Source organism: Enterobacter sp. BIDMC92, from assembly GCF_001030225.1.
GTDB classification, from domain to species: Bacteria; Pseudomonadota; Gammaproteobacteria; order Enterobacterales; family Enterobacteriaceae; genus Enterobacter; species Enterobacter sichuanensis.
This window is the reverse complement of the sequence record NZ_KQ087598.1, coordinates 2,240,000-2,252,290: the sequence shown is the minus strand read 5'-3', so window position 1 is coordinate 2,252,290 and position 12,291 is coordinate 2,240,000. Positions and strand designations below refer to the sequence as shown.

At 57.3% G+C, this 12,291-nt stretch carries 17 protein-coding genes; 7 read left to right on the top strand and 10 right to left on the bottom strand.

Annotated features, from left to right (window positions below):
- Nucleotides 1–29: 29 nt before the first annotated feature.
- A complete protein-coding gene (locus tag SP99_RS10545; RefSeq protein ID WP_047958527.1) occupies nucleotides 30–716 on the top strand; it encodes an RluA family pseudouridine synthase in 687 nt (228 codons plus the stop codon).
- Nucleotides 717–723: 7 nt separating this feature from the next.
- Here the strand turns inward: SP99_RS10545 and SP99_RS10540 are convergent, their stop codons facing one another.
- Nucleotides 724–1,263 carry a DUF2058 domain-containing protein gene (locus SP99_RS10540; protein ID WP_025757909.1) on the bottom strand — a complete coding sequence of 180 codons (540 nt, stop codon included), beginning with the start codon at nucleotides 1,261–1,263 and terminating at the stop codon, nucleotides 724–726.
- Nucleotides 1,264–1,403: 140 nt separating this feature from the next.
- Here SP99_RS10540 and SP99_RS10535 point away from each other — a divergent pair, with 140 nt between their 5' ends.
- The 3 genes from SP99_RS10535 to SP99_RS10525 all read left to right on the top strand — a co-directional run bounded on the left by SP99_RS10535 (nucleotide 1,404) and on the right by SP99_RS10525 (nucleotide 4,029).
- Entirely contained in the window at nucleotides 1,404–1,862 is a 459-nt protein-coding gene (locus SP99_RS10535; RefSeq protein WP_047958526.1) for a GNAT family N-acetyltransferase, read from the top strand.
- Nucleotides 1,863–2,002: 140 nt separating this feature from the next.
- Nucleotides 2,003–2,977, top strand: coding sequence for a DUF1852 domain-containing protein (locus tag SP99_RS10530; RefSeq protein ID WP_047959804.1), 975 nt, complete (start codon nucleotides 2,003–2,005; stop codon nucleotides 2,975–2,977).
- A 23-nt stretch (nucleotides 2,978–3,000) separates the two neighbouring features.
- Nucleotides 3,001–4,029, top strand: a complete 1,029-nt coding sequence (locus SP99_RS10525) for a methionine synthase (RefSeq protein WP_047958525.1) — start codon at nucleotides 3,001–3,003, stop codon at nucleotides 4,027–4,029.
- A 5-nt stretch (nucleotides 4,030–4,034) separates the two neighbouring features.
- On the opposite strand, the gene SP99_RS10520 is transcribed toward SP99_RS10525, so the two are convergent.
- Nucleotides 4,035–4,967 (bottom strand): LysR family transcriptional regulator, encoded by a 933-nt coding sequence (locus SP99_RS10520; protein ID WP_047958524.1) that lies wholly within the window; start codon nucleotides 4,965–4,967, stop codon nucleotides 4,035–4,037.
- Nucleotides 4,968–5,060: 93 nt separating this feature from the next.
- On the opposite strand from SP99_RS10520, the gene SP99_RS10515 reads away from it, so the two are divergent.
- Together SP99_RS10515 and SP99_RS10510 are read left to right on the top strand one after the other, a co-directional pair.
- Nucleotides 5,061–5,495 carry a DMT family transporter gene (locus SP99_RS10515; protein WP_047958523.1) on the top strand — a complete coding sequence of 145 codons (435 nt, stop codon included), beginning with the start codon at nucleotides 5,061–5,063 and terminating at the stop codon, nucleotides 5,493–5,495.
- 3 nt (nucleotides 5,496–5,498) lie between these two features.
- The gene (locus SP99_RS10510) at nucleotides 5,499–5,957 is read left to right on the top strand and encodes a DMT family transporter (RefSeq protein WP_025757920.1); all 459 of its coding nucleotides are present in this window, start codon (nucleotides 5,499–5,501) and stop codon (nucleotides 5,955–5,957) included.
- Between the two features lie 2 nt (nucleotides 5,958–5,959).
- On the opposite strand, the gene SP99_RS10505 is transcribed toward SP99_RS10510, so the two are convergent.
- Genes SP99_RS10505 through SP99_RS10470 form a run of 8 tightly spaced genes read right to left on the bottom strand, consistent with a single transcriptional unit; the run spans nucleotide 5,960 to nucleotide 11,834 of the window.
- The gene (locus SP99_RS10505; protein WP_045284326.1) at nucleotides 5,960–6,487 is read right to left on the bottom strand and encodes a DUF3833 domain-containing protein; all 528 of its coding nucleotides are present in this window, start codon (nucleotides 6,485–6,487) and stop codon (nucleotides 5,960–5,962) included.
- Nucleotides 6,484–7,008 (bottom strand): chalcone isomerase family protein, encoded by a 525-nt coding sequence (locus SP99_RS10500; protein ID WP_047958522.1) that lies wholly within the window; start codon nucleotides 7,006–7,008, stop codon nucleotides 6,484–6,486. Before SP99_RS10500 ends, SP99_RS10505 begins: the two co-directional genes overlap by 4 nt.
- A complete protein-coding gene (locus SP99_RS10495; RefSeq protein ID WP_047958521.1) occupies nucleotides 7,005–7,490 on the bottom strand; it encodes a DUF2878 domain-containing protein in 486 nt (161 codons plus the stop codon). Before SP99_RS10495 ends, SP99_RS10500 begins: the two co-directional genes overlap by 4 nt.
- Complete coding sequence (locus tag SP99_RS10490; protein WP_025757924.1) at nucleotides 7,487–8,707, bottom strand: SAM-dependent methyltransferase; 1,221 nt, start codon at nucleotides 8,705–8,707, stop codon at nucleotides 7,487–7,489. The genes SP99_RS10495 and SP99_RS10490 overlap by 4 nt, the downstream gene beginning before the upstream one ends.
- The gene (locus SP99_RS10485) at nucleotides 8,704–9,426 is read right to left on the bottom strand and encodes a DUF1365 domain-containing protein (RefSeq protein WP_047958520.1); all 723 of its coding nucleotides are present in this window, start codon (nucleotides 9,424–9,426) and stop codon (nucleotides 8,704–8,706) included. The genes SP99_RS10490 and SP99_RS10485 overlap by 4 nt, the downstream gene beginning before the upstream one ends.
- A 1-nt stretch (nucleotide 9,427) precedes the next feature.
- Entirely contained in the window at nucleotides 9,428–10,687 is a 1,260-nt protein-coding gene (locus SP99_RS10480) for an NAD(P)/FAD-dependent oxidoreductase (RefSeq protein ID WP_047958519.1), read from the bottom strand.
- Nucleotides 10,684–11,403: an SDR family NAD(P)-dependent oxidoreductase gene (locus SP99_RS10475; protein ID WP_047958518.1), complete on the bottom strand. Its 720-nt coding sequence runs from the start codon at nucleotides 11,401–11,403 to the stop codon at nucleotides 10,684–10,686. Before SP99_RS10475 ends, SP99_RS10480 begins: the two co-directional genes overlap by 4 nt.
- A complete protein-coding gene (locus SP99_RS10470; RefSeq protein WP_025757930.1) occupies nucleotides 11,400–11,834 on the bottom strand; it encodes a nuclear transport factor 2 family protein in 435 nt (144 codons plus the stop codon). The genes SP99_RS10475 and SP99_RS10470 overlap by 4 nt, the downstream gene beginning before the upstream one ends.
- 258 nt (nucleotides 11,835–12,092) lie before the next feature.
- On the opposite strand from SP99_RS10470, the gene SP99_RS10465 reads away from it, so the two are divergent.
- The gene (locus tag SP99_RS10465) at nucleotides 12,093–12,290 is read left to right on the top strand and encodes a hypothetical protein (protein WP_008502331.1); all 198 of its coding nucleotides are present in this window, start codon (nucleotides 12,093–12,095) and stop codon (nucleotides 12,288–12,290) included.
- Nucleotide 12,291: the final 1 nt, after the last annotated feature.

Sequence of the window (12,291 nt, the reverse complement as noted above, 5' to 3'; positions counted from 1 at the left end):
CCGCTCCCACTCTCCAGCCCGGCGGCCTGATGTCTGCGATTATTGATTCTTTTATTGCCCCACCGTGTCACGACGACATTGCGATCCTCTGGCAGGATGAACATCTGCTGCTGATCAATAAGCCTTCCGGTCTGCTCAGCCTCTCGGGCAAAAATCCGCAAAACCGCGATTCTGTACACTATCGTCTGGTTCAGACCTTCCCCGACTGCACGCTGGTGCATCGCCTGGATTTCGGCACGTCCGGGCTGATGGTGGTTGCGCGCAATAAGGCCATTAACGCTGCGCTCTGCCAGCAGTTTAGCCAGCGCAGCGTGGAGAAAGGTTACAGCGCCCTGCTTTGCGGACATCTGGAAAACGATGAGGGAGTCATAGACGCGCCCATTGCCAAAGACCCGGCGCTGTTCCCGTTAATGTCGATCTGCGCTACAACCGGAAAACCGGCTCGCTCCCGCTACCGGGTAGTAGAACGTTTTTATCAGGAGACGGGCGTACCGTTAACACGGGTAACGCTGACCCCGGAGACCGGGCGCACCCATCAGTTGCGTATTCACTGCCAGCAACTGGGGCACCCAATTCTGGGGTGCGATCTGTATGGCGGGCTTAACGTGCCGGGCACCGAAACGGCACCGCGGCTAATGCTGCATGCAAGCGTTCTGAATTTTATTCATCCCGTGAGCGGTGAGCCGGTTAACGCCCGTCACGCCGCCCCGTTCTGACGGTGATTTACCACATCAAATCGTCCGGGATTTTGAAGTCCGCGTACGGATCGTCTTCGTCCTGCTCGTCCTGACTGAGCGCGCTGTTTAACACAATGCTGTCGGCATCGCGCTGGGCAATTTTATCGGCCACCACCGCCGGAATAATCGCGTATTCACAGTCGCCGCTGGCGTTGATGACCAGGCGGGCAATCGCCAGACGGCCGTTGATCAGCTGAGTCTGCGTCTGCTTATCAACTTCGAGCTTTTTGATCACATTACCGTCGGTAAAGTTAAAGGTGATATTGCCTTTCGCCACGGTGATGCGGTTCATCTCAATCAGTTGCTTCACCTGCGCTTTGAACTCTTTCGCCAGCACGGCCTGCTTCTGCTGCTCGCTCAGCAGCTTGTCACGCTCGATCTGCGCTTTCTTATTCTCTTCGACCGCTTCCCGGGCCTCACGCGCCTGAACGCGTGATTTCTTGGCCGTGCGCTGCACTTTCGCCGCTTTCTTGCTGCTGACTAAGCCTGCTTTCAGCATCTGCTCTTGTAAGGTGAGTTTTGTCATGATTATTTCTAAACCGGTTGGAAATTTTGGGGATTATAGCGTCATTACGCGCGAGCCGAAACATAAGTAAAACATAGGGCAAGTCACCCTAACTGTCTGATAATTTAACGGCTGTAAACAATCCGCAATGGAACCATCCCATGATAACGATTAACACCGCAGACCTGCATGCCTGTGAATCCCTGCGTTTGATTGAAAATTTGTCATCAGAACTGGCAACGATCACCGGGGATAGCGGTACGCGTCATTTTGCAGTTGACTCAATGAAGGGTGAACGCGCTGTGTGGGTTATCGCCAGAAATGCAACAGGTGATGCCGTAGGATGTGCGGCATTGCGCCCGCTTACCGAACAGGTTGCCGAGCTAAAGCGCATGTATTCAGACAGAAGCGAACCCGGAATTGGTCAGGCTTTACTGGCTTTCCTTGAAGCCTCTGCGCAACGTTTAGGCTACGGTGAAATCTGGCTTGAAACCCGGAAAGTGAACAGGCGTGCTGTGAACTTCTATGAGCGCAATGGCTACCGTGCGATCGACAACTATGGCCCCTACATCGGCAGGCAAGAAGCCATCTGTTTCGCTAAAAAAATCATGATGACCTGACACGGTCAGAATATGTGATCAGCATCATGAACTTCCCTCATGTTGCGTTGAAATTAAGTCACTTCCCCTGTGCCGCGGGCTCAGGCATAAATTATGCATCGGTAACTTCTTGGCAACATGAACTTAGGATGCATAACCACATGAGCAAAGCTTTCACATATACCCTTAAGCGCAGTTGCTTCGATGAGAATTACAACCCGTCAGAAAACACGCGTACCACCACCAACTTTGCCAACCTGGCGCGCGGGGAAAAGCGTCAGGAAAACCTGCGCAATACGCTGGTGATGATCAACAACCGCTTCAACGCCCTGGCGCGCTGGGATAACCCCAACGCCGATCGCTACGCGGTTGAACTGGAAATCATCTCTGTCGACCTCAATATCGGCGCGGAAAAACCGTTCCCGGCCATTGAGATATTGCAAACGTATATTATCGACAAAAAACGCAACCTGCGTACTCCAGGGATTGTCGGCAATAACTTCTCGTCTTACGTGCGGGATTATGATTTCAGCGTCCTGCTGCTGGAACACAACAAGAACCAGCAACACTTCACTATTCCGGAAAAGTTTGGCGAACTGCACGGCAATATTTTCCGCCACTTTGTGAATTCACCTGAATACAAAGAGAACTTCAGAAAAGCACCGGTGATCTGCCTGAGCGTCTCCAGCAAGGATACTTATCGCCGCACGGGCAACCAGCACCCCATTCTGGGCATTGAGTATCTGCCGGAGGGCGAATCCTTAACGGAACAGTACTTCGCGAAGATGGGTCTGAACGTGCGCTATTTCATGCCGGAAAACAGCGTGGCGCCTTTCGCATTCTTCTTTACCGGAGATTTGCTGAATGATTACACCGATCTGGAACTGATCGCCACCATCAGCACGATGGAAACATTCCAGAAAATTTATCGCCCGGAGATCTATAACGCCAACTCGGCGGCGGGCCTGTGCTATCGACCGGATCTGAACCAGCAGGATCACTCATTAACCAAAATTGTGTATGACCGTGAAGAGCGAAGCCGCCTGGCCATTGAACAGGGTCGGTTTACCGAAGAATACTTTATTAAGCCTTACAAACATATTCTTGAGCAGTGGTCTGATAACTACACGCTTTAATTCATCCAAAAAGGTCTTTTATTATGAAAACATTGCTCCCGACGTCCACCGCTGGCAGCCTGCCTAAGCCGACCTGGCTTGCGCAACCTGAAACGCTCTGGTCACCGTGGAAATTACAGGATCAGGAATTACTGGCGGGTAAACAGGATGCGCTGCGCTTATCGCTGGATGAGCAGATCCGCGCGGGAATTGATATCGTTAGCGACGGGGAACAGACCCGCCAGCACTTCGTCACCACCTTTATTGAACACCTGAGCGGCGTTGATTTTGAGAACCGCCAGACGGTGCGCATTCGTAACCGCTATGATGCCAGCGTGCCGACCGTGGTCTCTGCCGTCGCCAGGCAGAAACCGGTCTTCGTGGACGATGCCAAATACTTACGCCAGCTCACGGATAAGCCGATCAAATGGGCCCTGCCGGGGCCGATGACCATGATCGACACCCTTTACGACGCGCACTACAAAAGCCGCGAAAAGCTGGCCTGGGAATTTGCCAAAATCCTCAACCAGGAGGCGAGAGAGTTAGAGGCCGCAGGCGTCGATATCATCCAGTTTGACGAACCGGCGTTTAACGTCTTCTTTGACGAGGTCAACGACTGGGGCATCGCCGCGCTGGAACGCGCCCTCGAAGGGCTGAAATGCGAAACCGCGGTACACATCTGCTACGGCTACGGCATCAAAGCCAATACCGACTGGAAAAAGACGCTGGGTTCAGAATGGCGACAGTACGAAGAGGCCTTCCCGAAGCTGCAGACCTCTAACATCGACATCATCTCCCTGGAGTGCCACAACTCTCGCGTGCCGATGGATCTGCTGGAGCTGATCCGCGGTAAAAAAGTGATGGTGGGCGCGATTGATGTGGCAACCAACACGGTTGAAACGCCGGAGGAAGTGGCCGATACGCTGCGTAAAGCGCTGCAGTTCGTTGATGCCGACAAGCTTTACCCTTCCACCAACTGCGGCATGGCCCCTCTCTCCCGCCAGGTTGCTAACGGGAAGCTGAAAGCGCTCAGCGCCGGCGCAGAGATTATCCGCCAGGAGCTCGGCGCGTAATCCCCTTACGCTTGCCAGTACAGCGGCGAACCAAAACGCTCGACGTAATAATCAATCACCGCCCTGACGTTCAGGGGCGGATGTCGGGCATCAGGATAAATCGCCGCGATAGCCTGTTGTTCCGTATTAATGGCGCACTCCAGCGCGGGCAGAAGCGGGATCAGCTCGCCGCGCTGGAGGGGCTCGCTCAGCAGCCAGTCCGGAAACAACACAATCCCCATTCCGCCCAGCGCCGCCGCCAGTAACGCTTCCGCATTATTTGAGGTCATCAGTGGCGTAACGGGATAGTGCATCCACGCCTCGCCCGGCCTGCGAAACAGCCAGCGGTTAGGCCCCGACGATCCGCGATAAACAAGACAGTGATGCCGGGTCAGTTCGTCGGGACCGTCCGGCGCACCGTGTTTACGCAGGTACTCTGGCGATGCGGCCAGGTGATACACCTGCTGACCAAACACCCGGGCGCGAAAAGAGGAGTCGGTCAGCACGCCAATGCGGAAGATCACGTCGGCAGCATCCCGGTGCGGGTCGATAAAATCATCGGTCAACGTCAGCTCTACGCTGAGTCGGGGGTAACGTTCCGCCAGACCGGGAAGCCCCGGTGCAATGTGCTTCTGGCCGAAAAATACCGGTCCGTTAATACGGATTACGCCAGACGGCTCCACCGCGCGGGCGTCCAGCTCCCGTCGCGCCTCTTCCAGGTTTTCCGCCATCAAACGGGCATAGCGAATAAAAAGATGGCCACTTTCCGTGGGGATAACAGCCCGCGTATTGCGATAGAAAAGCTGCTGCCCCAGCGCATCTTCAAGCTGATGGATCACGCGGGATATCTGCGAGGCCGAGATCCCCTGCCTGCGCGCGACGACGGAGAAGTTCTGCGCTTCATACACGTCAATAAAGATCAGCAGCGCGCGGATATTGATGTTACTGGCGTCGACCATTAATGCATACCTTGCAAAGGTGTTTACTGCATTATGGCATTTTTCTCACTAAGCTTGCGACGTAATCTTCTTCCCCTGAAATGGAGGAAAGATATGCAGTTTGTTTTGATTTTACTGGTGATTGCCGGCGGGATGGGCCTGTCCGTTGAGGCGGGGTTGCTCGGTCCGCTGGGCAGTGAAGTTGGGGATTTATGGGCGACGTTCAGCATTTTTGGCTTCGGTGCCGCGCTAACGTTTCTGTTGATGTTGTTTTTTAGCCCTCGCAATAGCCCGTCGTTTTTTGCTCAGCCCGGCTGGCAGTTGCTCGGCGGCGTGCTTGGCCCTGTGTATGTGGTCATTCTGACCGTTGCGACACCCGCCATCGGCATCGCCATGACCATGATCGGCATTCTGGCCGGTCAGGTCTTTAAAAGCCTGATCATTGACCACTATGGTCTGCTGGGGACACCGCACAGGAGAATAAACGCGAAACGCATTATCGCGCTGGGTTTCATCATTGCGGCACTGGTTCTGGTCGCACAGGGGTAACGTATGACACTGATTATGATCCTTCTGGCCGTCTGCGGCGGCGCGACGCTGAGCATCCAGGCTGCAATCAACGGACAGCTCGGCAGCAGCGTGGGCGTATTTAAAAGTGCGTTTCTGACTTTTTCCGTCGGCGCGCTGGTGACCGCCCTGCTGATTTTCTTCGTTGAGCCTAAGCAGGCCATTACGCTGCTGGACGTGCCAAAATGGCAACTCCTCGGCGCGATGTTCGGCGTGCCCTATATCGTGATAATGGTGCTGGCCGTGCAGCGGATCGGCACCGCCGTCGCCACGGTGGCGGTGATCTTCGGCCAGCTCGCGATGAGCATGCTGATTGATCACTTTGGCTGGCTGGGTAATTCTGCCATTCCGTTTTCAACAAGTCGTCTGGGGGCGGTAGTCTGCCTGGGTATTGCGCTCTGGTTCATTTACTCGGGCAGTAAAACCCACCGCGCCCGCGACTAGACTCATGTCTTACGGGTAAAGAACAGCGTCACGGTGGCGACGGTGACGCCAAATTTCTTCATCTCCGTTTTATTAAACAGATGGGTCTCGTCCTGCAGGTACATCCAGTCGTCAAACGTCAGTCGCCAGGTGCTCCCGTTGGCTTTTACATTCATGCTGTAATGCCAGTTAAAGGCGTTGCCCGCTGCCTGCCCCGTGGCGACACCATCAATGTCCCCCGCCGTGCCCTCGTAACGATCGTTCCCTACGCGCCGGATATGCCATACCCGCTGCTGCTTCTCACCGTCGTCATAGACAAAGTGTTCATTGAGGGTCAGCGTATCGCCGATAACATCCCCGGCAATCTCCACGTGAAAGCGGCGGATCTGTTTGCCGCTGCGATCCTGCACCATCCCCCACGCTTCGGTTTTGCCCTGAAAGTACTGGAAGATATCCAGCCGCGGCTGCTGCTGGCGATACTCGGCCACCTCGGTACTACAGCCTGCCAGCAGCATCGTCAATGCCAGCGCCAGGGTCAGGAAACGTTTCATTTTTGGCCTCCGATTAACTGCTGACGCAGCTCAGGATATTGCGTGCGGGGACCCAGCCAGATGGCCAGAAAGCGGGTGCTGAAGGCTTCTGACTGACGCGGTCCGAGTGGAATAAAGGCTTTTTGCGCTGCTGACGCGCGATACCAGAACTGCCCCTGCCCGTCGTCGAGCACAAACGCCAGCTGTGCGCCCGGCCGGACATCCGGCCACAGAGAGCGCAGCATCTGTAACCAGGCTTCGCTTCGGGGTTCCCGTTGCAGGATCCCCTGCGCCTGCCACTGGTCGCGGGTCGCTTCAACCAACGCCTCGCGATCGATATCGCGCGCATAGGTAATAATCAGCGCCTGATCCTGGTTCTCCCGACCGTAACGCCCGTCCGGGGTGCGCAACTGGGAGGTATAGACGGTGAAAGGTCCCCAGGTGAGCGTGGCGTCGCCTACCTTACGCCAGGCCAGCCAGTCTGCCGCCAGGACCTCGGGCGCGACGAGCGAGAGCCAAAGCAGCAGTACCGCAGTTCTCATTTTTGTCTCCCCATCAGCAGGTGGTAAAACAGCATCAACACCAGCCACCCCGGCACCATCCAGCCGACGACGATAACGGTCGGCTCCAGAAACGTGATGGCGCCCAGCCGCTCGCCGAACAGATAGGCCACCGGCCCTCCCACGGCGGCAAGCAGCGTCAGCAGCCAGCCGGGCAACGTGGTGGTGCGCGTCAGCTGCGTCCAGACGGTGGCGAACATCAGCCACAATGCCACCATCCATAGCGGCATCAGCGACTCGCCCGCGAAGTCAATGAGCCCGGTCAGGGCCCAGAGCGCGTCCAGCAAACTGCCCGCCGCCGCCAGCCCAATGGCGTAAGGACGGTATACCGACGGCAATAGCAGACACGCCAGGATCGCCAGCGCGAGCCACAGAATCAGGCCCTGTTCGCGAAAGAGCACCACCAGCGCCCAGTAAAGATCGAACGCGACGGCCAGCAGGAAAACCTGAAGGTAACGTCTCATACGCGCTCGGCGGTGAGCTGCACCACGCTGATGGTGCGGGCGTTAAACCCGGCTTCGCAGTAGCCAAAGTAATACAGCCACATCCGGCGGAACCGGTCATCAAAGCCGAGCTTTTCAATCTCCTGCCAGGCATGGACAAAACGCTGCCGCCAGTGGGCCAGCGTGCGGGCGTAGTCCGGCCCCATGTCGAAGAGGTTGCGCACCACAAAGTCGGTGTGGCGCGTCATCAGCTCATTCATCGCGGTAATGCTCGGCAGGAAGCCGCCGGGGAAAATGTAGCGCTGGATAAAATCGACGCTTTTGCTGTAGTCGCGATAGCGCTGATCCTGAATGGTGATGGCCTGAATCGCCATCCGTCCTCCCGGCCGCAGCCGCGCCTGACAGGTGCGGAAGAACGTGGGCAGATAGCGCTGCCCGACGGCTTCAATCATCTCTATTGAGACCAGCTTGTCGTACTCCCCGGTCAGGTCGCGATAGTCGCAGAGCAGCACCTCGACCCGGTCCTGCAGCCCCGCACGGGCAATCCGCTCGGTTGCCCAGACGTATTGCTCCTGCGAAAGCGTGGTGGTGGTCACCCGACAGCCATAATGCCGGGCGGCGTATTCCGCCATTGCCCCCCAGCCGGTGCCTATTTCAAGCAGGTGATCCCCCGGACTCAGCGCCAGCTGTTCACACAGGCGCGCCATTTTGGCCTGCTGTGCCGCGGTAAGATCCTGCTCATCCGCGGTAAACAGCGCGCTGGAGTAAAGCAGCTCCTTATCCAGAAAATGGCTGTAAAAGGTGTTGCCCAGATCGTAATGGGCGGCGATATTTTCCCGCGCCTGGGCACGGGAGTTACGCCGCGTCCAGTGGCGTAGCCGCTCAAGCGGCCTGCCGAGCAGGCGAAAGCCTTTCTCCAGACGGCCAAGAACCTCGCCGTTGAGAGCCAGGATTTGCAGCAGCGGCGTAAGCTGCGCGGTCTCCCATTCGCCGTCCATCCAGGCTTCTGCTGCGGCAAGGCTCCCGCCCGTTAAGACACGCCAGTAGACCCCGGGCGTCAGGATCTGCACGTCGGCATGCAGCGCGGAGGATGTTTCGCCGAAATGGAAACTCTGCGCCCCTTCACGCAGGGTGAGCGAGCCGCCGCGGATGCCGCTTAACAGCCTGAAAAGCAGCCAGCGCGCGATGCGGACGTTGCGCGGAATATCGGGTTCAAGCGCAAAGACGGGATCGGTCATGAGCGTTCACTCCTGCTGAAGGGATGGTTATACAGCGGCACGCGCTTGAGCCACAGCCTCAGCGCCTGCCAGTAAATGGCGAATACGGTTTTCAGGGTCATGAGCGGGATGCGCAGCAGCAGTACGCGCAGCGTCGTGCGGGTCAGCGGCTCCCGACGCAGCACCAGGGTGGCGTCAAACACCTTTGTATCCTGATGATTTTCAATGTGCATATGCAGCGTGTTGTCCGGGGTGTTGAAGCGCCAGTGGTAGATCATGTCCATCGGGTTGAACGGGGAAACGTGAAACGCCTTTTCCGTAGGCTGCGCATCCTGTCCGTTGACGGCATAGTAATGGCGTTCATTCCACGGCGTATTACGAACCTCCGCCAGTACCCAGCGCAGCGTCCCCTTTCCGTCATAGCAGTAGTAAAAGTTGACCGGATTAAAATGAAACCCGAAGTAACGCAGCTGGGTCAGGAGCATAACCCGCCCGTCAGGTCGTTCTCCGGTCAGGCTCTCCAGCCTGCTCAGCACGTTCTCTTTAAGCGGCGTGCCGAGCGGATAGTCGGCGTCATGGAACGAGGCGGCGGCAAAGCGATTGCGCCGCACGCCAACGGACGCCAGCAGCGGCAGTTCATCCAGATCCAGCCAGGCCATAAAGACGGTGTAGCGAAATTCATGCGTTTTCGGCTGAAGGCGGCGGTGGCGTAACACGCCGTGATAAAGGCAGCTGTTCATCTCAGTTCCCCTGTCCGGCCGCTATCGCATTGACCACGTCCAGCGCGCTGCGCACGCCGTCTTCATGAAAACCGTTGTACCAGTAAGCCCCGCAGAACCAGCTTCGCCGCTGACCGTTGATCTCTGGGCGGCGCGCCTGCGCCCGCCAGCTTTGCGGGTTAAACAGCGGATGTTCATACACAAAACGCTGCCAGACGAAACGTTCGTCCACCGGCCTTTCCGGGTTGAGAGTGACACAGAACAGCGGGCTGCCCGCAGGCAGCCCCTGCAGGATGTTCATGTTGTAGGTGACGCAGGCGCTGGCCTGCTCCTGCTCGCTGAGACGGTAGTTCCAGCTGGCCCACGCGCGCTTGCGCACCGGCAGCCAGCGCGGATCGCTGTGCAATACAACCTCGTTGCGCTGCCAGCCGATATCACCCAGCACCTCGCGCTCCGCCTGCGTCGGGTCGGCAAGCATGGCCAGCGCCTGGGCGGAGTGGCAGGCAAATATCACCTGGTCGAAGGTATGGCTACCGTTTTCGAGCTGGAGAGTGACCCCGCGCTCATGGCGGCTCACGCGCTTCACCGGCGCGTTCAGGTGCAGCGTCAGACGGTCACCCCGTTTTTCCAGCATGGCGCGGATATACTCCCGCGAGCCCCCCGGGACGACGTACCACTGCGGGCGATGGGTGATATCCAGCAGCCCGTGGTTTTGGAAGAAACGTAAAAAGAGCGGCAGCGGGAAACGCTTCATCTCCTGCAGCGACGATGACCAGATGGCGGCCCCCATCGGCAGAATATAGTGGCGCGCAAAAAACGACGTGAAAGCGTGCTGGTCCAGAAACGTCTGCAGCGTAGCGTTGGGATCCCCCTCGCCCTCCAGCGCCGCTTTCGCCAGACGGTTAAAGCGAACGATCTCGCCCAGCAGCCGCCAGAATCTCGGATTCAACAGGTTTCGACGCTGGGCAAACAGCGAGGTCAGGGTATGGCCGTTGTACTCAAGCCCGGTCGCAGGATTGTGTACCGAGAAGCTCATCTGCGTTTTTTGCCCGCTGATGCCCAGCTCGCTGAGCAGACCCATAAAGCGCGGATAGGTGCGGTCGTTGTAGACGATAAACCCGGTATCGATGGCCCAGGTGCCCTGCGACGTTGCCACATCCACAGTTGCGGTATGGCCTCCTGGCACGGCTCCCGCTTCAAACAGGGTAACCTGATGATGTCCGGCCAGCCGCCAGGCGCAGGTCAGCCCGGCAATGCCGCTGCCAATAATCGCAATCTTCATGAACGCACCATCCTGCGCAGCAGCGTGCGCTGAAGAAAAGCAGGCAGCCCGGCGAGCAGCCGCAAAATGAGGCCAAAACCGACAGGAAACGCGATATGCATTTTTCCTGCCGCCAGCCCGATACGGATCGCTTTCACCGCTTCGTCAACGCTCACCCTGCCCGGCATGGCAAAATCGTTTTTCCGCGTCAGCGGCGTATCCACAAAGCCTGGCGAGACAACCGTGACGGCAATCCCTTTTGGTTCCCAGTCCAGGCGCAGGCTCTCGGCAAACCAGCTCAACGCCGCTTTGGAGGCACCATAGGCCTCCGCACGGGGAAAAGGCAGCCAGTGGGCCATTGAGCTCACCAGCACCACGCGGTTGCCGGCAACCAGCTGCGGCTGAAGTGCCTCAAGGCAGTTCACCGGGCCAAGGAAATTGGTTGCCATCACCCGCTCCACCAGCGCCGCATCCACCACGCCACCGTCGAGGTATTCGCAGGTACCGGCGCAGAGAATAATCAGATCGGCGTAGCTGCCGGTCAGCGCCTGTCGGCAGGCGTCCCGGTCCGTCATATCGAACAGGCGAACGGTGAGATTGGGGCAGGTCTGATGCAGCGCTTCCAGGCGCGCCGGATCGCGTCCGCAGGCAATCACATGGTAGCCGTCAGCGGCAAAGGATTTCGCAAGCCCAGCCCCTATGCCCGAGCTGGCGCCGGTAATCAGCACCGTCTTCATGATTTCACCCTGCGCTTGACGCCGCGAACCGCCCAGCCCAGCAGAGGAAGATGTTCGTAGATCATCTCTCCCGCATCGTAGTAATCCCGCTGGCGCGTGATGAGATCGTTTTCCGTCTCCACCACTGAGCACCCCGGCAGTTCGAGCGGCTCTCCTCCGGCAATGCGCGGGTGCGACCAGTGCATCACCCAGGTGACCACAAACCGGTTTTCGCCGCACAGTGGGTCATCGATGGTAAAGCGGCAATGCTCAACGTTGGCCAGCAGATGGGTGAAGTAGCGCTGAAGCGCGAAAAGCCCGTCATGCTCGCCAAAGGGATCGATAAGCGTCGCATTTGAGTGATAAAGCCCCACCAGCGCCGAGGGCGGCTGGCTATCCAGTGCGGCGTAGTACTCAACAAACCGACTCACGACAGAGGGCAAAGTGCTCATGGGTCACATCCTGGCTGTAAACAACGTGGCGTAATCGCATAATTAAAACTTACACAATTAACGTTATTTGTCCAAGTTTGTGCAAATTTATTTTTTATTTTCTAATACTTTCAATGAGATGAACCTTCATTCAATTGAGAGCTTTGTAGGCCGGGTGAGACGTAGCCGCCATCCGGCTTTCACTTTCAGGAAATCCTTAAGGCAAACTCACCGGCCATCTTCCAGGCTTATTCTTTTTAATTCATAAGGATGCCTGACATGAAACGCTTCTTTCTCTCACTTTTCTCCAGCCCCGAATCCTTACTTCAGGTCATGAGTCAGCAGGAAATTATTGAAGCTGTCGAAGATGGCGATCGCATCATCATCGACCAGGACGGGAACGCCTCGGTGAACTACAAGAGCAACGAGGTGCGGCAGGACTTTCTGCGTCACGTCAACGCGCTGAAGAGGGCCTGAT

What these genes read in the sequence shown, in the direction of transcription:
- SP99_RS10495 (WP_047958521.1), bottom strand. Translation starts at nt 7,490, where the DNA reads ATGAGACGTTACCTTCAGGTTTTCCTGCTGGCCGTCGCGTTCGATCTT.
- SP99_RS10535 (WP_047958526.1), top strand. Translation starts at nt 1,404, where the DNA reads ATGATAACGATTAACACCGCAGACCTGCATGCCTGTGAATCCCTGCGT.
- SP99_RS10480 (WP_047958519.1), bottom strand. Translation starts at nt 10,687, where the DNA reads ATGAAGATTGCGATTATTGGCAGCGGCATTGCCGGGCTGACCTGCGCC.
- SP99_RS10530 (WP_047959804.1), top strand. Translation starts at nt 2,003, where the DNA reads ATGAGCAAAGCTTTCACATATACCCTTAAGCGCAGTTGCTTCGATGAG.
- SP99_RS10465 (WP_008502331.1), top strand. Translation starts at nt 12,093, where the DNA reads ATGAAACGCTTCTTTCTCTCACTTTTCTCCAGCCCCGAATCCTTACTT.
- SP99_RS10500 (WP_047958522.1), bottom strand. Translation starts at nt 7,008, where the DNA reads ATGAGAACTGCGGTACTGCTGCTTTGGCTCTCGCTCGTCGCGCCCGAG.
- SP99_RS10470 (WP_025757930.1), bottom strand. Translation starts at nt 11,834, where the DNA reads ATGAGCACTTTGCCCTCTGTCGTGAGTCGGTTTGTTGAGTACTACGCC.
- SP99_RS10505 (WP_045284326.1), bottom strand. Translation starts at nt 6,487, where the DNA reads ATGAAACGTTTCCTGACCCTGGCGCTGGCATTGACGATGCTGCTGGCA.
- SP99_RS10540 (WP_025757909.1), bottom strand. Translation starts at nt 1,263, where the DNA reads ATGACAAAACTCACCTTACAAGAGCAGATGCTGAAAGCAGGCTTAGTC.
- SP99_RS10525 (WP_047958525.1), top strand. Translation starts at nt 3,001, where the DNA reads ATGAAAACATTGCTCCCGACGTCCACCGCTGGCAGCCTGCCTAAGCCG.
- SP99_RS10515 (WP_047958523.1), top strand. Translation starts at nt 5,061, where the DNA reads ATGCAGTTTGTTTTGATTTTACTGGTGATTGCCGGCGGGATGGGCCTG.
- SP99_RS10485 (WP_047958520.1), bottom strand. Translation starts at nt 9,426, where the DNA reads ATGAACAGCTGCCTTTATCACGGCGTGTTACGCCACCGCCGCCTTCAG.
- SP99_RS10545 (WP_047958527.1), top strand. Translation starts at nt 30, where the DNA reads ATGTCTGCGATTATTGATTCTTTTATTGCCCCACCGTGTCACGACGAC.
- SP99_RS10475 (WP_047958518.1), bottom strand. Translation starts at nt 11,403, where the DNA reads ATGAAGACGGTGCTGATTACCGGCGCCAGCTCGGGCATAGGGGCTGGG.
- SP99_RS10510 (WP_025757920.1), top strand. Translation starts at nt 5,499, where the DNA reads ATGACACTGATTATGATCCTTCTGGCCGTCTGCGGCGGCGCGACGCTG.
- SP99_RS10520 (WP_047958524.1), bottom strand. Translation starts at nt 4,967, where the DNA reads ATGGTCGACGCCAGTAACATCAATATCCGCGCGCTGCTGATCTTTATT.
- SP99_RS10490 (WP_025757924.1), bottom strand. Translation starts at nt 8,707, where the DNA reads ATGACCGATCCCGTCTTTGCGCTTGAACCCGATATTCCGCGCAACGTC.